Raw genomic sequence first — 23,353 nt, 5'->3', positions numbered from 1 at the left:
AGAATTTTAATGAGTTTTAGTTAGGAGGCAAGGTGCTGTGCGTAAGGTGAGTGATAAGTGCCCCAGTAATTGGGAAAGGTCCAGCTAATTGAAAGCCACATATATCCCCCCACTAAAGGCATCGAACAACGAGCCCGGCAGGCAGCTTTCAACGTGTCCGTTAGTCCTCTCGCCCCTTGGGGAGAGAGCTAGAGAGAGAGGGATATGTGGCACAAAACGCCTTACGCTGACACCATTGTCCGTTCAAAGAATATGTTTTAATCTTGGCGACGTTAGGTCCAGGTAGTGTGCATGACCGAAAATGAAGAACATGCACATAAACACAAACCAAAGTTTGATGCTATGGAACTCGAGAGTTCGCATATGTATCATGAGACTCAGATGTTGCAGGAGGTGCACATGGTTTATCAGAAGGTACACTGGACTCTCCAGCTCCATTTGGCTTGAAAAATAAAAGATTCGTTCCTTTAATAGAGGATTGCGATCCATTCAGATGGCGTTTAATTATATCTCGTTCCTCTTCATGTTTCGCATAGAGACCACCCAACTGAGTTTTGGGATCAAGGCATATTCCAAAAAACTCTTGTTGCTCCTCTACATTTAATTTCTTAACCGTAGTAAAGAACCACTCAAAATCCAATTTGGAAGGCTCATATCCCTGATCGATTGCTTTGATATAGTACAAAATAGCAGTAGCTTCGAATTGTTCACCGACACGAAAAAGAGCAACACTCATAGAGTAATTAATGCTCTTATCAATTGCGTTTAATTGCAGTGCATCCTTAAAATCACTGACAGCCTTATCTGGCTGATTTACATGCAGATTAGCCTGTCCTCTGCCATAATAAGCCGAGATGCAATTCGAGTTCCCTTTCAGCACAACACCATAATAAATAATGGCCTGTTCAAACCACCCCAATTCCAGCGAAATATCAGCGATAGCATGGTACACCGTCAAATCCGCAGCAACTAATCGAGAAACTTGGAAAAAGCAATAAAACGCTAGATACCACTTCCCTTCGGTCTGGTAAGAAAGACCTTCAGTTATATAGGTGTAGGGGGTAGAATCAAGCTCCAACCAGCAACTTTTCATTACAATGCTTTTAAGTAAAGAGCCCACTTGCTGGTTACTCTTGGCACAGGAAGTTATCATTTCATTTTGCAATAAAACAAACAGCTTGTCTTTAATGAGGGCTCTATCTTTCTCAACATTAAGTATATCTCTCATTTGCGCAACCCAGGAAACAATAGCCTCCGCATCCGCATCTTGCCCCTCCATTCCTGCTGCAACAGCGTTTAATTGCTCCAAATAAACTAAAACACGATTCACAATCGGTGTTAAAGGAGGGAATTTTCTTTCAAATTTAACAATTGCATTACGAATATCTATTCGTTGCATCGGATCAAAATACAGCATGGACAGCAGCAAGGAAGCTAATCCTGTCGGAATGGTTTCTAAATAAGGGAGCACCTCTTGAGCAAAATGCTCTATATTCTGCATTGTTAAGGGGACACTTCTGTTATAAAGACTCTTGTCTTCTATCCATAAATAAATAATTGTTTTTGCCATAGCGTATACATCACAGGCCTGGGTGTAAGGATAAGAACGTAAAATTTCAGGTGCCAGATAGTTTGGTGTGCCACAGAAATCGTTCAGTTGAGACTCTATCTTTTTAACAAACCCGTAATCAATTATATTGACACTCAACTCAGGTTCTAGCTGAACTAATATGTTATCTGGTTTAATATCACGATGAATGACACCATGCTTAACCACTTGCTCATTCAAGGCCGACAATAAGAGATAAGTTAACTGCAGTTTCTTGCCGATCGTCAGGGTGTTTATTTCCCCATTGTCGATGAGTTCAGATAAACTCTTCCCAGGCATTTTATTCATGAGTAAATAACTACTGAACTGTCCCGCCTCTCCTTCAGATACAGGTTTTTTTATACCTAAATGTTTTATATCTCGTCCTATGAGAAACTCGTTACTCAGCGCCGCGTCCTGAATACTCACCTTAACGACTTTTTCTTTTTTAAACGTGATTTGCTTTAACTCATAATTAAGAATAAATGTCTTCGCAACATAGACAGAGCCATAAGTACCGCTCCCTAAAAAATCATCTTCAGAATAAACAAACAAACGAGGATTTGAAGGTATGTTGCCCTCGTATTTAATCGCGTGTTTATTATCCAAGTGAGAGATCTTTGCATCGTGATCCCAAATGAAGTTTTCATCCCAAATAACACCATCACAAAAATTTACTTTGTTCTCAACTAATTCATATTTTTCTTGACTCATGATCTACTCAAAATTAACTTACTAAAAAGCGTTCTATTGCAACATCGCAACATCATTAATCAGCCAGAATTATGGGCTAATCTTTGTGCGTTTGCACGCATTGCATCCAGATTTCATCACAATTGCTCACTATAAGCACAATACAACGTATGCTATATAAAACGTTGCACTGGTTATCAGGAAGATTTTCTGGATAAACTCTTTGGTTCTCCAGCCAGCTCTTGAATTTCGTAGATACTTGCCAGCTCTATATACATATTCGAGTGAATAAGACCTGTAACCAGCTTATTTGTTATTGTACTGACAGGCTGTTTCTTCTTAAAGAAAGAAAAGCAGCAACCACTCTCATTATTGAGATCAGCATGAATTACTTTAATCTGTTCAAGAACAGAATCCGTAGTATTGAGATAAGTCGAATAATTTTTTAAGTACTGGTCAAATACAGTTTGATAACGTTTAAATTCTTCGCATCCAGATTGCCGCAAAATAGTTATTGTATTTAATAAAGCACTGTACACATCATAATCTGATGCTCGTTTAACAGTACATATTGGTTCATCAGAATCATCCAAGTCAAGCCATCCACACTCTGACAAGGCATCGCCAGAATCGCTATAACTACTAAATAGAGATTCCTCTGTACTTACATCGTTTGGTTCTTCAGGGATGCTAGGTAGTTGAGGCACATAGATGATTTTACGACCAAATCGGCTTCTTACTAATTTTAGAGACACAATATTTACCTTTTGATTTAAAATATTTGTTACTTGATCATTACATGAGCGAAAAAGCAAATAAAACGATCACCATGGATTAGCTCTACCCTAAAAAGAGACCGGCATTAGAATAGAAACTACACCGCCATCCAATGGACTTCATAAATTTGAGGTTGTGTGATTCAAGCACTTAAAGAACAAAAAGATCTTGGCACGTTACATAGAATGACGCCCAAGTTGGTTTTCAGCACACTGCCCTTGTTGAGCTGTTTCTTCATTATAATAAAAGAATGTATGGCGTTGAACCTGTTGATTCGACTCTTTATTTAGCTGTTCCTCAGTGCTTGTTAAATTTTGCTCCAGAGTCGTGTTTTGATGACACGCATCTGGAGACTTGCTGCTCGAACTCGTCGTTAAATGTTCATTGTGACTTTGATTTAAAAACGTCAACTCATCATACAGCTTATTTGCAGAGGCATTAAGATTTTCTTTATCCAAATCCACCTCCTGAACAAATCCAGGAGGAGAAGCTTGATGCTCTAACGCCTTTGAATTGCCTGCCCCCTCTTGAGCAGTAGAATGATAACATTCCAAGACATCTTCGTAATTAATATAATGACAGACCACAAGAGCACCAGAATTATCCAGTTGTTGTATTTCCAAAGAGTTACCCATTGGAATTTTATTTTTAATTAATTCAGGTAAAAGGAATAATAATGAATCAAATTCAGGCCTAAAGTCACCACTCTTATGGTTTATGATCTGCAAAAGATCATCCTCTATGCTAAACAAAGCATTGCCCGCAGTATAACATTCGGCAAATAAACTATTTTCTTCTCCCGTCATTTGCCAATGAGAAGGAACGACATCACCCGGAGGCCCTTCATGAGCAAATACCAGCTCTCCATTCGTTTTTAACAGAAAGCGGAGTACTTTATATGTTTTACCCTCGTGGCCTTCTGTAACGCATTGCTTGTCTTGAAGTAATAGTTTCAAGCCATGGGCTAGTGCTATGTATGGTTGACTGTCACAAATCAAATCGCGTATGCTGACGATATAAAAAGGACGTTTTTGGTAATTCGAGTTAAAAATCTGGATAGGCATAAAATATAATGATGGTCTATTTGGGATGTATTTTACAATTACCTTCTTAAGGTTTTATTAAGAATTGCTTTAAATCAGCACAATTCATCAAAATAAACATAGAAAAAGGGCATATCATAGCTAATTATGAGAGTATATTAGGCATTAACAACGCAATGTATCAGAATTAGTTTAGCAAGTACTTCAACGAACCATCACTAAAACCAAGGCACAGTTCTGCTCATATTGAGAGGAACCAAGACACGACTCTCCTTGCTTTCCAAGTAAGAAAGAAGGAGAACGTGAAGATATCAAAACCGCATTAATGCAGATTCCTCGGGTTCACTTTGGCCCAAATGAGGATGAATCTTCAGACAGTTCTTCGGCTTCAGAACTGTCTTCGTAAAGCTCTTCAGCTTCAAGATAATTGCGCCCAATAATCCTGCATAGAGCTTTTTGATCGTTAAGCGATAAATGATATGCCAAAAGCTCTAATGGATTTTCATCCGCAAGCGTATCGCAAGAATCATCCTGATCCAGTTCGGCTTCACCTTCCATCAGAAGCGTGTCATTTATTTTAATACCATCGACAATGGACATATACAGTGAGTTGAACAGCAATGTCGCATTTCCTATTTTATTTTGCAGACTTTTCTCTTCTGCACTACGAGGAAAAGAAAACAAACGGTATGCAAAGTTCTGTAACCCTGATAATTTTGGCGCGTCATTTTTAGGTTCAATAATTGAAAAAGCTTTATAATAATCTATAACCCGAAGAATTAATTGTTCCTGATATTTCTTATAAGACTCAGGCACTACTGCATTTCTCAGCAGCCATTCTAACCTCTGTAACCGTCCTACGACGGTTTTAACGGATTGACAATATTCCTTGTCAATCTCCAGTAATTTAATTGTCTCCTCAGAAAGTGCTTCAAGTTCCTGAGGTGGTATTGTCCAATATAATTTAACGTCTTTGTCCTTGGATGAATCACGATAATAGGCGACATCGCCTGATTTTTTTTTGTGTTCTCTTAATGGGCCAGTACTGTGTAAATAAATACTCTCTGTAGGACCACTGTATTTAGGGATGCTTGGATATTTGCCATTATTAGTCAAGCGTGCGATTTGCTGCTCCGACAAAACATGTTGTAATAAAGCAATGCTTTGTGATTTACAGGTATTAGACTTGGAGAAATCCAATCCGGTCAGCCCTAGAGAGACACGAATCTCAAACGGTTTAAGTCTGGATTCCCGATTATTTTCTTCCGCTCTTATCTTTTCCATTTGATAAATTAATAGCGACCTGTTTTCATGCGGATACATTTTGGTTTCTGCTGCTGGCTTCTCTTTCAAACCTAAAGGTATAACAATTTCATTGATGGCTGCTTGTTGTTGCTCATACATCTCTAAACATTTTTTTTGTAAATGTTTAAACTGTTCTTCTGTTAATTCAAAAGTAGCCCCGTGCAATCCGCGCCCCAGATCAAGAAATCGGGTTTCTTCATGACGCAACATACCATGATTTCCTTCCAGATCAACATCCAGTCCCATCTTTAACTTTAATTGATTTATCCACGAATTATCACGATTAGTAGTTGGCACTCCATAAAAGCCCCAGTTATCTACCACTTCAAGCTGCTTTGTGTTTTCATTCATCCTGGAAAGTAAAATACAACTATGCCATAAAGGATTTGCACCAGCTTCACCATCAAAAGTACAGTGGGTCACCGCATACTTCATAACATTATCCTTCTTATAAATATCCCTGAAAAAAGCAAACTTATCCCGAGTCTTTTTAGGAGTTGTTGGCATTCGCCTGGTCTGCGAATAAATTTATTTATCGCATAAAAGTGCATCGTTACGAGCATTAGCAAAGCAATCCAGCTCGAATCTTCGCCCCCAAAAGCGGTATCTAAATGACTCGCTTTGTTCACAGAACCTGGTAGATCTGTCAAAAAAACTCTAATCTGACAACTGAACTAAGCTTACAACCTTGGCCGAAAGAGAAAAATAGTCTCTTAAAATGATTGTGATCAAATATTAAAAAAGAGGCAATGTTTTTTTATTATAAAATTGAATAAACAAACCCTCATCAAAATCCATGGGTTCAAGCAAGTATGGTCTGGCTTTATCGTCTTCCATAATCGTTCTCGTAATTTTTCTTTAAATTCTCCATTTCCATTTTTGCAACAGTGCCTTGGATTTTGTGGCAGAGAGAATAGATATTTTAGCGCGACAATTAAGCGAGAAGAATCTGGCTTCAATATCTTTTCCATGATGAATATAAGAACAGTGAATAGTTGAGAGCTGATTCCATTTCGATTATTATGGGCCGTTTTATTGTAGCTATATGAAAATAAAAAGGATTTATTAATGCTATAAAAAAGCCCCTAGAAAGGGGCTAATTAAACTGCGTATTTTTGTAATTATATTTAACCATAAGTTTTGGATAATTTAGCCTGATTTAATTGTTCATAAGTACGCTTGGCCGGAACAAAATGAGGGTATTGAGTAACCAGGCGTTGTAAAATCATGCGCGATAAGACCTCATCCCCTCGATTCCATTCGTTTAAGGCTTCCAGATAAATTAAATCGGCATTATTACCTTCTAACACGGGTATGTCATTCAATTGTATGGGTTCAACATAACTAACCCGTGCCTGAGTTTGCGCGTCTAGCCTGCGTAAGACTTTACGAGCCTGCACACTGCCATTCTCACTGGCTTGCTCTAACAGTTTACGGCCTTTTTCCGGCAATTGTTCGCCAGCAGTACCATCAAGATAAAAGGTACCAAGTTGATATTGCGCGTAAGCATTCTGCCGTTCAGCAAGCTTTTGATAAATACTCGCTGAAACCTTAGGATCTTTTTCTACACCTAATCCGTAATGGTACATTCTTGCTAACGCCAGCATCGCCTTTTCATTTCCCTTATCCGATGCATCTTTGTAATATTTTAATGCATCAGGAAAATCAAGTTTGGTAGCAACACCTGTTTCAGACAATAAGCCCAGAGCATAAAGCGCATTGCTATTCCCCAATTCAGCGGCTTTTTTATACCACGTTAAAGCTTCTTGCACATTTCTGGCTTGCCCCAAGCCGTAAAAATACATGCCGCCTAACTGATTCATCGCTTCATCAACGCCTTTAGTCGCTGAGTTAGTAAACAACTCTTTAGCTTTCTGATAATCAACCGGAACACCCTTACCGTATTCATACATTAAAGCTAAATTGTAGTCACCTAACACATCTCCTTTTGTAGAAGCTTCTTCATAGGACTTTAGTGCCTCAGCATAATTATCATCTACGGTTTCATAAATAAATCCTAAAGCAACAGAAGCCTTGGCTAAATGACTGGATGCTTTTTGGTACCAAAGTTTAGCCAAATTGTAATCAGGCTCTCCCATTGCACCTAATTGATAGAATTGGCCTAGCAAGTACTGTGCTTCTGGATTTCCTTGTTCTGCTGATGCGGTATACCATTGTTGTGCAGCAACAGGATCAGGCGCAGCACCAAGTCCTTTATCCATCATATAAGCCAGTTTTAACTGAGCATATTGATCACCCTTTTGAGCCAGGCCAGTATAAATTTCCCGTGCCTGATTCATGCCATCAACATCATTATTCGCTGCCAGGTAATAATCCGCCAAAACGATACCGGCATGGCTGTTTCCTAATCGATATGCCGTAATGAGATCGGGCAAAAACTCACCTTTAGCCTTCTCTTTTATTACAGCCATATTGAAATCCGCATACGCAAATTGGGCTTCAGCAGATTGTTGCAGCAATGCCATTCCTTTTTCTTTGTCTTCGGCTAAGCCTCTACCTTCAGTTGTATAAGTACCCATAATAAATTGACTGACAGGATTTTGGCCTGATTGCTGATACCAATAAATAGCCTTGGCTGGATCAGCACTCACCCCAATCCCACGATCATAAAGCATGCCTAACAACAGAGCCGCTTTCTGATCGCCTGCATCGGCTTGCGCTTCTGCAACTTTAAACGCTTCATCCTGTTTTTTCTTATCTAAATCCATCGCATTATAGAATGCCAGCGGTAGTAAAGCCTGAGCTACACCATTATGCGCAGCACCTTGGTATAACTGACGGATTAAAGCAATTTTATGCCGTTTTACGTCAACACTAAGCCCTTCATTATATTCACGAGCCAAATACTCAGCCAATTCATATTCTGCAGGCCCATAATTGCTTGCTGCGGATAAATAAAGCATGGACATTGCCTGCTCATTATTTGGTTGTATGTATTGAGTTCCATCAGGACCGGTTTTTCCCTCTCTTAATATTCTGGCAAGAACATATTGGGCGCGTTTATTTCCTTTAAAAGCACCATCAGTTAACCAATTCAGTGCGGTTTGATAATCAGCGCTGTCTTTGGCATGCTCCAGATAAAGTACCCCCAGATTATACTCTGCCCCTAAATGTTGTTGTTCTGCCGCATTCTGATAGAAAACAATCGCAGATTGATCATTTTGAGTCACACCAATGCCATATTGGAACATTTGGCCAATTTCAAATTGCGATTGAGCATCTCCCAGAATCGCTCTGAAATACATTTGGTTGAAAACAGACATATAGTTAGCCTGAGTCTGCCATCCTTGAGTCCACATATCCATTAACTCAGCATTAGCAAAATCATCATCTTTATAGTAGCTGGCATCAATATAAGGTGCCGGCAGATGATCTTTGGCGACAACAAAACTGCTTGCGCGCTGCAGCGCTTCTATTTGTTTGTTTAAGTGATAGATTGGATAAGTCCATTCATTGGATTTAAACTCAACGGTTTTACTGACCAGAGCATCATAATAAGTGTTAATCGGTATTTCGTTAGGTTGAGTTAATTCAAATTGAGGCTTAAAGAGCTCCTGACGCGTCATCACGTCAAGTTGAGGTGCTTGGTTGTAATTATTATTCCTCAATACTGCCGGATTTTTCCAAGCGCTGAAGATTCCATTCATCTGGTAAGAGGTATCTTCCAGTTTGTCCGTTCGGTCATTACTTAGCCACAAAGCCATTTGCGCCATTGAATTAACTGATGCAGGTTGTTTTGCATCTTGAGTCGCTTTATCCAACCATTGTTTTGATAGTGCCTCATCAGCAGCAACCCCAATGCCTTTTTTATAAAGATTGGCTAATTCATTTTTTGCTTCAGTAGAGCCTTCCTCTGCTGCCTTCAAAGTCCATAAAAATCCATTTTTAGGATCATAGATAGGACTTTTATCTTGTAAGTAAGCATGTGCCAATTGTAAATATGCATCGGTACTCTTTTGTGCTGCGGCTTTATTAAACCATTGCAACGCCTGGTCGTATTCATTTTGGCCAAGAGCAATTTTACCTAACACGACCATGGCAGGAAGATAATTTTCAGCGGCTGCTTTATTTAACAGCTCCATACCCTTAGGCAAATCCTGAGTAACTAACTTGCCAGAGACATAAAGTCCTCCCAATTTGGTCAACGCTTTAGGGTTACCGCTATTAGCTGATTTAGAGAGCCAGATAAGGCCGAGTTTGTTATTACTTGAATGACGGCTGTCGATAAAGTTTTCTGCGAGGGCATATTGTGCTATTGCATTGCCATTTTTAGCAGCATCGATGTAATAACGAGACGCTGTATCCAGATTTTTCTTAACCCCAACACCGTATAAGTAAGCTGCTGCCATATACAATTGTGCATTAACATCGCCAACCGTAGCCGCCTGTTTAAACCAACGGGCAGCCTGCTCGGGATTCTTGTCTTTAAATAAGCTGTATTTGGCCATCAACTGCACCGCAGGTAAATAGCCCTTTTCTGCTGATTTGGCAAAATAGCGTATCGCGAGGTTATTATTTTTCAATTGGCCGTACCCGTAGAGATACAAGCGTCCCAAATAATAATCAGCAATCGCATCCTGGCCGGCTTTACTCAAAAGAGGCTCCGCTGCTTTATTATAATTACCCAAACGATAAGCATTAAAATCATCATCAGCAAATACTTGTTGACTGGCTGATGCAACGAATAAACATATCCATGGTACTAGTGATTTCATGAAGATTCCCCTCTTGTCATGGCACGCTACACTCCGGGTATAATGCCATAATGTACGACTTCACTGACGGCCCCGTTTCTCGAATTACTATCTACTATCCAGAAATTTCCTTTATTATTCAATCCAAATTTCACATTTACATATTCACACACTTTAATAGTATCTGCGCAATCCACGATTTTCCCATAAGAGGCCTTGCCATCACCTAAGGTACAAATAAATTTGACCTCCGGTTCCCCCGTGGCAAGCACAGCCCATGAATTAGGTTTAATCGTGTGATTAACCCGCGTTGAGTACTCGCTTTCTTTATCGCGCATTTGATATAAACTTACGGCATTAGGCAGCTGATTAAAAAAGAAATACATCGACTGCAAAGCCCCTTCTTGTCCTGGGTATAATGATAGGGTTTTAAGTCTTTGTTTAAATCCTACCGGCTTACAGCCTATAGGGAATCTATTATCCTCTTTTTTCGCTGCCTTTCCCTCAGTCTCTGTAGTCTTTTTGGGTGACGCGGCCTGCATGGACGTACTGAGAAATAGTCCGGCTAATCCCATCAATGATATGGAAATTATTCCTCTTCTGGATAGTATATTCATGATTTTTTCTCGCTGTCATTTAATGGACGAACAATAACTTTAGTCCCCTTAAAATTGTTTCGATCGCTAGATAGTTGAACAAAATTTTCATTTAACCATTTTGCATCCTGAGTAAACATCCGAACGCAGCCATGACTTGCTCTCTGGCCAGGAATATCATCTGAACCGTGTAAAGCAAAACCTTTATGATAATACATACAGTAAGGCATTTTTGCCCCACCTTTTCCTATCGGGAATACGTTAGAAGTACACTTGACACTTTCCTTACTGAACATTCTGAAGATGCCTGATAAAGTACGACATGACTTGGCAGAATCAGAACATTTATCTCGTCCAGAAGAAATTGGCCCCCACCATAATAGGTTCCCTTCATCGTCATAAGCAGCCCAGGCTAGCTTCTCCTGATCCACAACAATCAATTTTTCTTTATCGTCATCAATTTTTAATGGAAAAGGAGAAATATCAAAGATAGTGATATTGGTCAAATTTTTAGGTACGGCAATTTCTCGCCCAGTCCAAAGACGGTTGTATGTTCTATTGACCCGTTGCACTAAATCACGTTGCACAGGATCAGGAAACAATTTTTCCCAACTGTCTCCGCTCGCTGCTTTGATGCAGTCATATTGGGGATATCCACATAATCCCGTCCCATAAAAGTTCCCAGCATTAACCTCCGCCACCAATAACATCAAGCATGCTGTTCGAAGTATTTTTCTCATGGTGCCGCCCCCTCATGCCAATTTTTATAATATACATGCAAGAATTGTGCTTAAATTTAAAAAATCTTATATCTAATGTTTTTTTCGGTCATTTCAAGAATAAGTTTAGCCTTAATACAAAATTTTGATTTAATGTCTATAGTTAAATTAATTCTGACTGGATAAACTATATATGGATATACTAAAAAAACATATTCCAATTAATTCAGCCATTAATTCCGTGCATCAACCAGACCTGATTCTTTCAGTACAACAACTGATAGAACAATCTCAGGATGGTGTCATTGCATTAGATATGCAAGGAAAAATACTTGCTATCAACGAAGAAGCGGCCAACCTTTTGGGCTCTGAGCATAATGCCTTAGCCAATCAATTTATTTGGCAGCAAGTTCAATTAAACCCATATTCCCGCAAACGACAATTCATCCAGGCTCGTAAATGCTTCTTGCTCGCCCAACAAGGAATGACGCAACAGTTCACCTGGATTGAACGAACATCTCAAAAGCCTGTTGTTGCTTATAATATTATGATAAATAAAGTAGAATTACACGGAACTTCTGTAATTTTTGTCACGTTGATTAACATATTACAAGCAAAAATTACTGAATGGGTTTTATGGTCTCTGGCACGTATAGGCAACCATGGGGAGCTTAATGTAGTCATTGACGAAATCCTTAAAATAGTCAGCGAAGCATTCTCTGCTGATTATGCTGCCGTATGTCTTGTAGATAGCCAACGAACAGCTCGTACAGTCAGTTACTTTGTCAATGGCCATAAAAAGGAAAACATCAGTTATGCCTTGCCAGATACTCCCTGTGATAGTGTCATAAAAAACAAAGCCATATGTCATATTACTGACGTACAAAAAGAGTTCCCTCTCGATGAATTATTAATAACGATGCAAGTCAATTCTTATCTGGCTGGCCCAATTATTAATGCTCAAGAAGAAGTTGTGGGACTTTTAAGCATCTTCACGATAAGAAAACTGGAGATGAATGATTTTAATTGCACCTTATTTCGCTTGTTTTTAGGGCGGATTGATTTAGAAATTGAACGATTATTAAATCAGCGAAGGTTGCAATTTCTTGCCAGTATTCCACAACAAGATCCAAATCCGGTGATAAGAATCCTTCCAACAGGCGAGGTAATTTTTGCCAATAATCAAGGAAAAAATATAATAAAACAATGGAATACCATTCACCCCGGCATTCCAGAACAATTACTTAAAGAGGCCCATAAAGCGCAAACCACTGATCAAATCGTACGCGTTGAAATGGCAGCAGACTCTAAAATATATTTATTCACTCTTATATGGGTAAATGAATTTAAACAAATAAATATTTATGGAACCGACATTACCCAGCTCAAATCTACCGAACAGACCATGTTGAATTTGGCACGTTTTGATGCCCTGACCCATATTGCCAATAGACAATATTTTGAGGAAAAGCTGGTTGAAAAAATACATGAGCATCAAATTGAAAATAAACATCTGGGATTGCTTCTCATTGATTTAGATAATTTTAAAGCGATCAATGATACCTTAGGGCATCATATAGGAGATAAATTATTACAGATTGCGACAAAACGTATGGTGCGCTGTATCCGACAAGAAGACTTCATCGCGCGCATTGGCGGAGATGAATTTATCGTTCTAGTTCACCACGCCAATACAAATATAGCGCAACTCATCGCAGAAAAAATCATCCGCGTTTTATCAAAATCCTTTCAGTTCGGTGATTATCAACTGAAGATCTCTGCAAGTATTGGTATAGCTATCTATTCTGAAGAGAAGCAAGCTGCCAGTGATCTAATGCACCATGCCGATTTAGCCATGTATCAGGCAAAAAAATCAGGAAAAAATAATTTTGCTTTATTTTCTAAATCCTTACACTACGCTAAAGACAAAAGAGATGAAGTTATTCGCAAAGAATTGAAGTTAGCAGTAGCTAAAAACGAATTATATATCGATTATCAACCTCAAATTGACATTATTTCCAATAAAATCATTGGCATTGAAGCCTTGTTGCGCTGGGAGCATCCACAAGAAGGATTAATTTTTCCGGGAGAATTCATCCCCTTAGCTGAAAAAACAGGATGCATCCATAGTATCAGCCAATGGCTTATTGAGCAGTCGTTACACGATTACCGCACATTGCTTGCCACTCCATTTGATGGCAAATTATCGATTAATGTTTCTTTACTTCAACTGAATGATGCGCGATTTATTGATTCGCTAAACGATAATTTATTACAAGAACAGATTAATAAAGATCAGATTATTCTCGATATTTCTGAGCGTATTATTGCACCGAATTTTAATAAAATCGCGAAATACCTGGGGAAAATACATAAACAAGGCCTTCAGATTTGCCTGGATAATTTTGGAAGTCCTCAAGTATCATTGCCTAAATTATTAGCCCTTCCTCTTGATTATCTTAAATTAGATCAGCAATTACTACACGGTATCGAAAAAAACATGAAAAATCGTATGCTCCTTAAAGGAGTTATTAAATTAGCTCAGGATCTCAACATTCAAGTCATTCAAAAAGGCATAGAGACAACAGAACAACATCAAATCATCAAGTCATTAGGATGCAATTATGCACAGGGTTATTTCTACTGCGAACCAATCCGCTTTTTACAATTACAAAAAACTTTGAATACTCTTCGGATAGCACCTAACAATTAACCCAATGAACATAGTCCCCGCAGTAGTAAGTGCTTCCCGGCAAATTTTGGTCTTTTGCCGGCAATAGTCGGCCTATTGCCTCAATAACCTATTACCCTTTGTACGGAACAAAAAGAACCAGGATTTAATAATTCATTAAGATTGCTCTTCTATAATGGCACCACAATGAGGATTAATTAAACAGAAAGCTCTTTTTAAAATTAATTTTAACAAGGTACAACTGAATGCCATTAAAACAAGAAACTTTAACCGAACTGAAAAATTTAATTACCGCCTCTGATGACTACGAAGGCAAATATTATCTATTGTTTCTTTATGAGCACTTAACAAAATCCAATCGTTCTGAAAAGGAACTTGAGCCCATAGCTCAATGTTTAATCAATCTCATTAAGAATATAAATGACCTTAAAAATCCAGCTTGTTCGTTACAAAAACAATTTAACGCGGCAATGCAAATTTCAGAGAACTACCAGGCCCTGGTTCAAGAAACCGGAGCCGCTGGTGTTTTATATAAAGTAACTCAGGCGCTTCTGGATTTAGGCGGATTAATGATTGGAATGTGCATGGCTGTTTTTGGCGCAGCCCTTGGTGCTTTCTCAATAGGTATGAAAGACATCACTAATTTTAGGCTGCCGACCGGCCTGTTTATCGGTGCAATGACAGGAGTGTTAGTTGGTTTCACTCTAGGTCAGCGAGTGCCACACAGCTTGTTTAAAGAGAAAGAGACGCGGCTTCTGCGTCATACAGTCAATAAATTAGGAACCACCTTTGAATCGTTATATCAATCAGTAGAGCATGATTATATAACAGAGATCAAACAAGAAATTTTAACCGACTATTTTTCAGGCAACCAAGAACAATTCAATGCTTTTTTAATGCAGAAACAAAAATTTGAAATATTAAGTGTACAAGCTTCTTTTTTCAGTACCAAATTAAAAGGCAGTGTAGGACATCACAGCTTTATCAAATTCCTTATCAATGAAAATCAGGAAAAACCTAAATTAATAGAGATGGGGCTGCCATCAGATCAGGAAACTGAATTTTCTCAACGAGAATTAAGAGAAGCAACAGGTGCGCAATTAGTAAGAATGCTTGCCATGAATAGAATAATCCATCCTCAATACACAAGAACTATCGGCAATGTATTCGGCATACTCACCCCCTACCAGGCTGGCATTAATGATTGCCATACTTATCTCGATAAAATATTAACATCGGTTAGCGAAGCAGAGAGCCAAATTGATCGCTTCACCCCGGAGGATTCGCTTATTGGTCAATTTATTGGCGGTACTATTCTATTTTTTAAACCAGTTCCTGAAAAACTGGAACATTCCGTTTTGGCAGAAGAAAATATGTCTCCTCAGAATAAACTATAAGGCTATCCTGGTAAAACACTAAGGATGAAAATAATGATAAATTCGTTTTGCCAGGTTTTCACTGATACCCTGAACCTTGCTAATTTCTTCTACTGAAGCTTTAGCCAACTCTCGTAAACCACCAAAACGATGTAATAATGCCTGTCGTCTCTTGGCTCCAACTCCTTCGATGCTTTCAACTGTAGAATCAAGTCGTGCTTTTTGCCTTTTCTTGCGATGTGCTGTAATCGCAAATCGATGGGCTTCATCACGAATATGTTGCAATAAATGAAGCGCTTTTGAATCCTCTGGCAAGGTGAATTCTCTGTCTTCGTTCACCAAAATTAATTTTTCCCAGCCAGCCTTACGAGATGGCCCCTTCGCAACACCCAACAAAATAATATCCGAAACATGGAGCGACGCCAAAACCCTCTTTGCAATACCTACCTGCCCTTTGCCACCATCAATAATTAAAACATCGGGTAACGATTGCGCTTCAACCAAACGTTTAAAACGTCGGGTAATGGCCTGCTCCATAGCGGCATAATCATCTCCTGGAGTAATCCCCTCGATATTGAACCGCCGGTATTCATTCGTACTTGGACCTTCTGCATCAAAAACCACACAAGAAGCTATAGTTGCTTCACCCTGAGTATGACTAATGTCGAAACATTCCATTCGCTCTATCTTTTTCTCAAGAGATAATAATTGTTCCAATGCCTGATATCTTGATCTGAGAGTAGAATGATGGCTAACATATTCAGCAATAGAGACACGTAAATTATTTACCGCAAAATCCATCCAGCGTGATTTGATACCACGTGGATTTATTTGAATTTTACAGGATTTTCCTCGCTGTTTTGTCAATACTTCCTCAAATATCTTATGATCAGATAACGCTTGGTTAGTCAAAATTAATTCGGGAATTCGTTCAATATTATCCAGATAGTAAAACCCGATAAATGCTTCAAATGTCTGTTGCCATAGCTCCTCTGAATTAAAATCGTCATTAAATCCTTTGTCAGGAACCGAAGGAAAGAAATTACGGCTGGCCAACACCTGGCCTTCTCTTATCGTAACGCACTGGACGCATGCAAAACCTGGCCTAGCTTCTAAAGCAATGACATCAGCATCCCCTCTCAGTTGAACCACAGCTTGCTGCTCTTGTACCAAACGTAAATTTTTAATCTGATCGCGTAAAACAGCCGCAGCTTCAAAATTGAGTTCTGCAACAGCCTGTTCCATCCGTTGAGTAAGATCATCGAGAATTTGCTGGCTTTTACCTTGTAAAAAACGCATGGCATCATTAACCGACTGGCTATAATTTTCTGGGCTAATATAAGCAACGCATGGGGCGGTACAACGCTTAATTTGATATTGCAAACAAGGCCGAGAGCGCGCATTAAAATAACTGTCTCGACAATTACGAATCTTGAATACCTTCTGAATAGTCAAGATAGTATCTTTTACCGCAACACTATTGGGGTAAGGTCCAAAAAAATTTCCGCTAACGGGTTTCTTTTTGCTTCTATAGCTTTCTATACGCGGAAATTCCGGATGGCTGGATAAATGAATGTAAGGATAAGATTTATCATCACGCATCAAAACATTATATTTGGGCCGTAACGATTTAATAAGACTGCTTTCCAGCAATAAAGCCTCACTCTCGCTTCGAGTAACCGATATTTCTATTGATGCAATCTGGCTTACCAGAGAACGAGTTTTAGCTCCGGTATTATGCTTACTAAAATAACTGTTCACTCTTTTTTTAAGATTAGATGCTTTGCCAACATACAAAACAGTAGCAGATTCATCAAGCATCCGATAAATTCCAGGCTCACCAGGGAGCTTGGCAAGAAAGAGGGCTAATTCAGCAGAAGGTTGCTTATTATTCATGGGGAACAGGATTTCAATAATTACATGGCATCATTATTCCTTATGATGCACCTGTATTCTAAAAATTAAATTAAAAAGAATGAGCTCAATTCAATTGTTCTATAAATTTCAAAATTTAATCATCAACGATTATATCGTTAGGATGTTCAATCACACGATGCTTCATTGCCAGGTAAGTGAGCTCAACGTCATTTTTAATTCCCAATTTTTCAAACATGCGGTAGCGGTATCCGTTAATGGTTTTGCTGCTTAAAAATAAACGATCCGCAATATCCTGCACATTCATTCCGCTGGTAATCATTAACATGACTTGCATTTCACGTTCAGATAACATATCAAAAGGTGAATCCTGGCCATCTTGAAGACTGTTGATCGCCATTTTTTGAGCAATCTCGGCACTAAGGTATTTCTCACCTTTAGCTACTTTTCTAATTGCAGCAGCCATTTCCTCTGCCCCAGACTCTTTCGTAAGATACCCCATGGCACCTAATTGAAGCACACGAGTAGGCAATGGATCAGTACACATTGCGGTCACAGCGATTACTTTTATATGTGGGTTCGATTTTTTTAAACGACGAGTTACTTCCCAGCCATCAATGCCAGGCATTTTCATGTCTAAAAGAACAACATCCGGGTTGTGTGTCTTGACTAATGCTAGAGCCTGCTCACCACTCTCAGCATCTGCAACTACATCAACATCAGACATATCTTCAAGCAATCGTCGAATACCCATTCTAACCAATGCATGGTCATCAACAATTAATACTTTAATCAAATGATGCTCCTTGACCAATAAGCCAATGAACAAAGCGCGTTGCTCGATGTTAGCAAGACTCTTCTCTCATTACAATACATAGGTTTACGCTTTGTTCAGAACCAAGGCAATTGACATATCGCTGATTGAAACTCAAACATCAGTAAGACCCAATATAAATTTTAACATGCTCTAATATGAATATTAGGATTATTGGCATCAACCTCAAAAAATGGGGGTAATTCCCCTAACTGACGTGTTCGCGCTAATAATGCATCAATATCAGATAACACCAGATTATATAAAGTCTGATAATCATTTATCACAAAATATACTGGCTGTAACATATCAATTCGATAGGGCATTCTAAAAGCAGCAACAGGCTCAAACAATATCCTGACAGGTACATCGCTTTCGACAGAATAAACCGTTTCACTGATAGAAGATAAAATGCCTCCGCCATAAGCTCGTAGTCCTCTGGCTGTATTGATTAAGCCAAACTCTACGGTAAACCAGAACATCCGCTGCAATAACGGCCAATCAGTTTCCGGAAAAGTTAATACTTTAGTAGCAAAATCATGAATAAAATCAGCATACACAGGATCTGTTAACATGGGACAATGCCCAAAGATTTCATGAAAAATGTCGGGCTCTTGTACGTAATCCAGTTCTTCTTCACAACGAATAAATGTTGCGGCAGGAAAATATTTATTGGCTAAAAGCTCAAAAAACTCCCTGGCAGAAATTAACGCGGCAACTGGTGCTACCTGCCAACCGGTTTTTGCTTTCAAACGTGCACTAACGTCTGGTAACTGAGGAATTGCATCCGCAGTAATACCCAAGGTGTTCAAACCATCCAAAAACTCATCACAAGCTCTTCCTGGTAATAATTTCATTTGCCGTTCAAATAAAATATTCCAGACTTTATGTTCTTCAGGCGAATAATTTACGATACCTTGAGCGTTGGGTACATGGGCAATATAACGACTTTCAAACTCCATAATTTCTCCTTCACTCATTTATTTCTTCTTAATTAGATATTAGGGCCTTTGCCCTTTCAGTCAAAAATCTCGGTGTGCCATGGTTTATCGATACCATCCCTTGTTCCCACAGCCATTAAGTTGATTTGGCCGTCATCCTGAGGAGCTAGCGACGAAGGATGACGTGCTTTTCTTAACTTAATGGCAGAGCCCCTTGTTCCTGCCCATTAGGCACGGGGGCAGATGTCTACATTTCATGTCAACAACCCCAGGTCACTTACACCAAAAACGGTTATTCTGGCACGTTTGTATTTTGATATATAGATTAATTCCGGTTAAAAATAACTCGGTTCCACGATAGAAAATACACCAACAACGTGCATTGTTGAATTCTAAATTTAAGCTGCATTTGAAAATGACAACTCAGAAAGATTGCTATAATCTTTATTTAGTAATTACCCAACGACAGCATAAATGTCAACCTTCGCATAACTAATTATTATTTTTTTTATATCAATCGCTCGTAAGTTCTTCGTCATTCAAGCTCTCATGGACTAATTATAGAGCATTGCAATACAGAAAACTGAACCAGTTTTGCCAAAAGAGTAGAAATGTCAACTGAGCCTACTATAGAATTCAATGATGAATTTAATAGCGGAACACCAAATGACAATTGCCATTTTAGCTACAGGTGATGAGATAGTTCATGGAGATACTCTGAATACTAATGCGCATGAGATTGCTCATGCTCTTAGTTCTGAAGGATTATCTTTAGGGTTACACATGGAATGCAGTGATAAAGAAACAGACATTATAGATTGTTTGAACGTTCTCACAAGACGGCATGATCTGGTCATTCTCATTGGCGGCTTAGGTCCAACAACAGATGATCTTACCCGCTTTGCATTGGCAAAGTATACAGGAGATAAGCTGGTACAGCATGATGAAGCATTGGAGCATATTAAAAACAGAATGCAAGCAGCAAAAGTACCAATTAATGAGGGTAATTTACAGCAATGTCTTTTCCCTGCCCAAGCGCAAATACTCCCTAATCCCAATGGGAGTGCAGTAGGTTGTTTCTATCAATGGAACGATAAAACATTTATCTTACTTCCCGGCCCCCCCCGAGAATGCCTGCCAATGTTTAATAATCATGTTCTACCGTTGCTGCAACAAAGAGAGCATAGTACGAAACACATTATTAAATGGCGCATTTTTGGTTTAGCTGAAAGTGAAATAGCTCAAATACTTGAGGAAGCGCTGAGAGACATAGACTGTAACACCGGATACCGTCTGGATACACCATATATTGAATTTAAAGTACGCTGTGCCAGTGACGTAGTTAATGAGATTAAAGCTATCATCAATCCTATATTATCGCCCCATATAATTGCTTCAGTAGAACAAAAAGCCTCTGATAATTTAAGAGAACTGGTACTCAGTACAAATGAGCCGATTACCATTATCGATGAGGTAACTGGTGGATTATTACAAACGTTACTGGTAAAACCTGGCAATCCGAATTTATTTCATTTTCATCACCAGCAGAACACCAAGATACATTTTCATTTAAAAGGACTTGAGGAGTATTGGCAACAACAACTCGGGGTAAGTACAAGCCAGTTAACGATTAACTACAGCAATCATCATCAGGAAGGAGGGGAAACCCACCAGATTCCCTATCGCGGCCCTCTGGTGGTCTATTACGCTGCCGAATGGTTAAGCTTCAGACTCTTTCATCTCATCAATCAATTGCATCAATGAGTAACAAAGTTGCTGAGTACCTTGGCCGCTTATTGCTGAAATAGCGAAAACTTTATCAGTCCAATTGAGCCCTTTTACAATAGCATCAACTCGCTCCTGCCTGGTGGCTTCATCAGGCAACATGTCTATTTTGTTCAGTACCAACCAGCGCGGTTTATTTAAAAGTTCTGGATTATATTCCCCTAACTCATTGATAATTGCCTTAGCAGTGGCCACAGGATCACTATCATCTAAAGGAGCAACATCAATAACATGAAGCAAAACACAAGTACGTGAAAGATGCTTTAAAAATCGATGGCCAAGCCCTGCTCCAGCAGCAGCCCCTTCAATAAGACCAGGAATATCTGCCATCACAAAACTCTTATGTGATGAAACGCTGACAACACCCAGACCAGGATGTAATGTAGTAAAAGGATAATCAGCTACTTTTGCTTTTGAACTGGAAACAGCACGAATCAAAGTTGATTTTCCCGCATTAGGCAGACCGAGTAATCCGACATCAGCCAAAACTCGAAGTTCCATACGCAAATGACGACACTCGCCAAGACTACCTGGGCTGGATTGTCTGGGAGAACGATTAACACTGCTTTTATAACGAGTATTTCCTAAACCATGAAATCCGCCCTGCGCAATAAGTACAGGTTCACCTGGTTTACTGATATCACCGAGCAATTCGCCAGTATCAATATCATAAATCAATGTACCAACAGGGACTTTAAGGATTAAATCGGAACCCTTTTTACCACTACAGTTTCCCCCCATTCCTTGCTGGCCATTTTCTGCTTTGTAATGGCGCATATAACGATAATCAATTAAAGTATTTAAATCGTTGTCTGCTTCAAAATAAACGCTGCCACCATCGCCACCATCGCCACCATCAGGGCCACCGCGGGGTATAAATTTTTCACGCCTGAAACTGACGCAACCATTTCCACCATTACCGGCATCTACTTTAATAATTGCTTCATCGACGAATTTCATGGTTTACCTTAAAAAAACTAAAAAAAAACCCCGTTACCGGGGTTAAAAACTGTAAGACAAATAAAGTAACTGTATTAGCATTCCAACAAAATGTTGTCTTATCAATAAATTGCTGCATTTGCTAGAATATACATTACTTTTTTACACATGAATTGGGCATCAAATGACTAATTCAGTGATAAAAATAAATTAACTAGCAGCTTCTTCTGTTTGTTCAGCAACTATAGTTACATATTTGCGATTCTTTTCACCTTTGACAGTAAATTGAACCAAGCCTTCAACCAAGGCGAATAAAGTATGGTCACGACCACAACCAACACCTGGACCAGGGTGGAAACGTGTGCCACGTTGTCTTACAATAATTTCACCCGCATTTACGAATTGACCACCGAAACGCTTTACACCAAGAAACTTTGGATTCGAGTCGCGGCCGTTACGAGTACTACCACCTGCCTTCTTATGAGCCATTGCTATCCCCTCTTACTTGCTAATCGCAGTAATTTTAACTTGCGAATAATATTGTCTATGCCCCATTTGTTTCATGTGGTGCTTACGACGACGGAACTTGATAATCTTTACTTTCTTGTGACGGCCGTGATCAAGCACTTCAGCTTTAACTGTTGCTTTTGCAACAAAAGGAGTGCCACAAACAATTTTGTCGCCATCAGCCAACATTAATACTTCTGAAAAGTTGATCTCGTTGCCAACATCTTCAGGCAGCAATTCAATTTTTAAAACATCACCTTCTTTTACGGTATATTGCTTACCGCCAGTCTTGATTACCGCGTACATAAATATTCTCCAACTCGCCTGATTGGCTATCACAATTATAACAAAGTGGCATATTCTATGAAATTATGGCTATGACTTCAAGTTCATTTTAAAATATTGTATACTTCTTCACCCTTTCCCGGTTTAATTATTCAACTTAAATGAGTATACGGGTATTTAATCTGGTCGCGGATTAGATAAGGGAACCTTAAATTTTTGGAGTATAAAATGTCAACAATCCTTTTAGAAGCTGAATCAAGAACGGATATGGGGAAAGGTGCGAGCCGCCGCCTACGTCGTCTTGAAAACAAAGTTCCCGCTGTAATTTATGGCGGCGATAAAAAACCAAAATCAATTCACTTTCTGCACAATAAAGTAATCAAAGCTCTGGAAACTGAAAGTATTTACTCCAGTGTTTTCGATATTTCTGTTGATGGTAAAGTCGAACATGTGATTTTAAAAGCATTACAACGTCACCCATACAAGCCATTAGTAATGCATATGGACTTACAAAGAGTTTCAGCAAAAGATATTTTGATCAAACTCGTTCCTATTCATTTCACTAATGAACAAAAATCTGCTGGTATTAAAGCAGGCGGCATGATCAACCATACAATGACTCAAGTAGAAGTTCGTTGCCAAGCGAAAGACTTACCTGAATTTATTGAAGTCGATATGACAAGCGTTGGTATGAATGATGTGG

General features: G+C 39.0%; 17 protein-coding genes. 4 read left to right on the top strand and 13 right to left on the bottom strand.

The window, feature by feature from the left end; all coding sequences use genetic code 11:
• Positions 1 to 340 precede the first annotated feature (340 nt).
• The 7 genes from Q0495_RS14830 to Q0495_RS14800 all read right to left on the bottom strand — a co-directional run bounded on the left by Q0495_RS14830 (position 341) and on the right by Q0495_RS14800 (position 11,457).
• Positions 341 to 2,302: a protein kinase gene (locus Q0495_RS14830; RefSeq protein ID WP_298627662.1), complete on the bottom strand. Its 1,962-nt coding sequence runs from the start codon at positions 2,300 to 2,302 to the stop codon at positions 341 to 343.
• Between the two features lie 176 nt (positions 2,303 to 2,478).
• Positions 2,479 to 3,036, bottom strand: a complete 558-nt coding sequence (locus Q0495_RS14825) for a hypothetical protein (protein WP_298627661.1) — start codon at positions 3,034 to 3,036, stop codon at positions 2,479 to 2,481.
• 198 nt (positions 3,037 to 3,234) lie between these two features.
• Positions 3,235 to 4,122, bottom strand: a complete 888-nt coding sequence (locus Q0495_RS14820; RefSeq protein WP_298627659.1) for a hypothetical protein — start codon at positions 4,120 to 4,122, stop codon at positions 3,235 to 3,237.
• A 321-nt stretch (positions 4,123 to 4,443) separates the two neighbouring features.
• The gene (locus Q0495_RS14815; RefSeq protein WP_298627657.1) at positions 4,444 to 5,841 is read right to left on the bottom strand and encodes a hypothetical protein; all 1,398 of its coding nucleotides are present in this window, start codon (positions 5,839 to 5,841) and stop codon (positions 4,444 to 4,446) included.
• 692 nt (positions 5,842 to 6,533) lie between these two features.
• Positions 6,534 to 10,142, bottom strand: a complete 3,609-nt coding sequence (locus tag Q0495_RS14810) for a tetratricopeptide repeat protein (protein ID WP_298627655.1) — start codon at positions 10,140 to 10,142, stop codon at positions 6,534 to 6,536.
• 26 nt (positions 10,143 to 10,168) lie between these two features.
• Positions 10,169 to 10,738, bottom strand: a complete 570-nt coding sequence (locus tag Q0495_RS14805) for an endopeptidase IV (RefSeq protein WP_298627653.1) — start codon at positions 10,736 to 10,738, stop codon at positions 10,169 to 10,171.
• Positions 10,735 to 11,457 carry a L,D-transpeptidase gene (locus tag Q0495_RS14800; RefSeq protein WP_298627651.1) on the bottom strand — a complete coding sequence of 241 codons (723 nt, stop codon included), beginning with the start codon at positions 11,455 to 11,457 and terminating at the stop codon, positions 10,735 to 10,737. The genes Q0495_RS14805 and Q0495_RS14800 overlap by 4 nt, the downstream gene beginning before the upstream one ends.
• Positions 11,458 to 11,629: 172 nt before the next feature.
• On the opposite strand from Q0495_RS14800, the gene Q0495_RS14795 reads away from it, so the two are divergent.
• Positions 11,630 to 14,149 carry an EAL domain-containing protein gene (locus tag Q0495_RS14795; RefSeq protein WP_298627650.1) on the top strand — a complete coding sequence of 840 codons (2,520 nt, stop codon included), beginning with the start codon at positions 11,630 to 11,632 and terminating at the stop codon, positions 14,147 to 14,149.
• Between the two features lie 224 nt (positions 14,150 to 14,373).
• Positions 14,374 to 15,525 (top strand): hypothetical protein, encoded by a 1,152-nt coding sequence (locus Q0495_RS14790; RefSeq protein WP_298627648.1) that lies wholly within the window; start codon positions 14,374 to 14,376, stop codon positions 15,523 to 15,525.
• A gap of 18 nt (positions 15,526 to 15,543) precedes the next feature.
• On the opposite strand, the gene uvrC is transcribed toward Q0495_RS14790, so the two are convergent.
• The 3 genes from uvrC to phhA all read right to left on the bottom strand — a co-directional run bounded on the left by uvrC (position 15,544) and on the right by phhA (position 19,155).
• Complete coding sequence (uvrC, locus tag Q0495_RS14785) at positions 15,544 to 17,400, bottom strand: excinuclease ABC subunit UvrC (protein WP_298627646.1); 1,857 nt, start codon at positions 17,398 to 17,400, stop codon at positions 15,544 to 15,546.
• Between the two features lie 115 nt (positions 17,401 to 17,515).
• Complete coding sequence (gene letA, locus Q0495_RS14780) at positions 17,516 to 18,175, bottom strand: two-component system response regulator LetA (protein WP_298627644.1); 660 nt, start codon at positions 18,173 to 18,175, stop codon at positions 17,516 to 17,518.
• 161 nt (positions 18,176 to 18,336) lie between these two features.
• The gene (gene phhA, locus Q0495_RS14775; protein WP_298627664.1) at positions 18,337 to 19,155 is read right to left on the bottom strand and encodes a phenylalanine 4-monooxygenase; all 819 of its coding nucleotides are present in this window, start codon (positions 19,153 to 19,155) and stop codon (positions 18,337 to 18,339) included.
• A gap of 645 nt (positions 19,156 to 19,800) precedes the next feature.
• On the opposite strand from phhA, the gene Q0495_RS14770 reads away from it, so the two are divergent.
• Positions 19,801 to 20,898, top strand: coding sequence for a competence/damage-inducible protein A (locus Q0495_RS14770; protein ID WP_367274439.1), 1,098 nt, complete (start codon positions 19,801 to 19,803; stop codon positions 20,896 to 20,898).
• Here Q0495_RS14770 and cgtA read toward each other — a convergent pair.
• The 3 genes from cgtA to rplU all read right to left on the bottom strand — a co-directional run bounded on the left by cgtA (position 20,854) and on the right by rplU (position 22,671).
• On the bottom strand, positions 20,854 to 21,879 hold the full coding sequence (cgtA, locus tag Q0495_RS14765) for an Obg family GTPase CgtA (protein ID WP_298627640.1): 1,026 nt from the start codon (positions 21,877 to 21,879) through the stop codon (positions 20,854 to 20,856). The genes Q0495_RS14770 and cgtA overlap by 45 nt on opposite strands.
• Positions 21,880 to 22,068: 189 nt before the next feature.
• Positions 22,069 to 22,347 carry a 50S ribosomal protein L27 gene (gene rpmA / locus Q0495_RS14760; RefSeq protein WP_298627638.1) on the bottom strand — a complete coding sequence of 93 codons (279 nt, stop codon included), beginning with the start codon at positions 22,345 to 22,347 and terminating at the stop codon, positions 22,069 to 22,071.
• Positions 22,348 to 22,359: 12 nt separating this feature from the next.
• Positions 22,360 to 22,671 (bottom strand): 50S ribosomal protein L21, encoded by a 312-nt coding sequence (gene rplU, locus Q0495_RS14755; RefSeq protein ID WP_298627636.1) that lies wholly within the window; start codon positions 22,669 to 22,671, stop codon positions 22,360 to 22,362.
• Positions 22,672 to 22,878: 207 nt separating this feature from the next.
• Here rplU and Q0495_RS14750 point away from each other — a divergent pair.
• Positions 22,879 to 23,353, top strand: a 475-nt coding sequence (locus Q0495_RS14750; protein WP_298627634.1) for a 50S ribosomal protein L25/general stress protein Ctc, incomplete at its 3' end; no start/stop codon positions are given.

The sequence above is a fragment of the uncultured Legionella sp. genome (assembly GCF_937871865.1).
In the GTDB taxonomy this organism is placed as follows: Bacteria; Pseudomonadota; Gammaproteobacteria; order Legionellales; family Legionellaceae; genus Legionella.
The sequence above is the reverse complement of the archived record's forward strand: the minus strand, read 5'-3'. Positions and strand labels throughout refer to the sequence as shown.

Bases quoted from the DNA above. Each gene is read 5' to 3' on its own strand.
- Q0495_RS14830 (WP_298627662.1), bottom strand. From the start codon at position 2,302: ATGAGTCAAGAAAAATATGAATTAGTTGAGAACAAAGTAAATTTTTGT.
- Q0495_RS14820 (WP_298627659.1), bottom strand. From the start codon at position 4,122: ATGCCTATCCAGATTTTTAACTCGAATTACCAAAAACGTCCTTTTTAT.
- Q0495_RS14815 (WP_298627657.1), bottom strand. From the start codon at position 5,841: ATGAAGTATGCGGTGACCCACTGTACTTTTGATGGTGAAGCTGGTGCA.
- Q0495_RS14810 (WP_298627655.1), bottom strand. From the start codon at position 10,142: ATGAAATCACTAGTACCATGGATATGTTTATTCGTTGCATCAGCCAGT.
- Q0495_RS14805 (WP_298627653.1), bottom strand. From the start codon at position 10,738: ATGAATATACTATCCAGAAGAGGAATAATTTCCATATCATTGATGGGA.
- Q0495_RS14800 (WP_298627651.1), bottom strand. From the start codon at position 11,457: ATGAGAAAAATACTTCGAACAGCATGCTTGATGTTATTGGTGGCGGAG.
- Q0495_RS14795 (WP_298627650.1), top strand. From the start codon at position 11,630: ATGGATATACTAAAAAAACATATTCCAATTAATTCAGCCATTAATTCC.
- Q0495_RS14790 (WP_298627648.1), top strand. From the start codon at position 14,374: ATGCCATTAAAACAAGAAACTTTAACCGAACTGAAAAATTTAATTACC.
- uvrC (WP_298627646.1), bottom strand. From the start codon at position 17,400: ATGAATAATAAGCAACCTTCTGCTGAATTAGCCCTCTTTCTTGCCAAG.
- phhA (WP_298627664.1), bottom strand. From the start codon at position 19,155: ATGGAGTTTGAAAGTCGTTATATTGCCCATGTACCCAACGCTCAAGGT.
- Q0495_RS14770 (WP_367274439.1), top strand. From the start codon at position 19,801: ATGACAATTGCCATTTTAGCTACAGGTGATGAGATAGTTCATGGAGAT.
- cgtA (WP_298627640.1), bottom strand. From the start codon at position 21,879: ATGAAATTCGTCGATGAAGCAATTATTAAAGTAGATGCCGGTAATGGT.
- rpmA (WP_298627638.1), bottom strand. From the start codon at position 22,347: ATGGCTCATAAGAAGGCAGGTGGTAGTACTCGTAACGGCCGCGACTCG.
- rplU (WP_298627636.1), bottom strand. From the start codon at position 22,671: ATGTACGCGGTAATCAAGACTGGCGGTAAGCAATATACCGTAAAAGAA.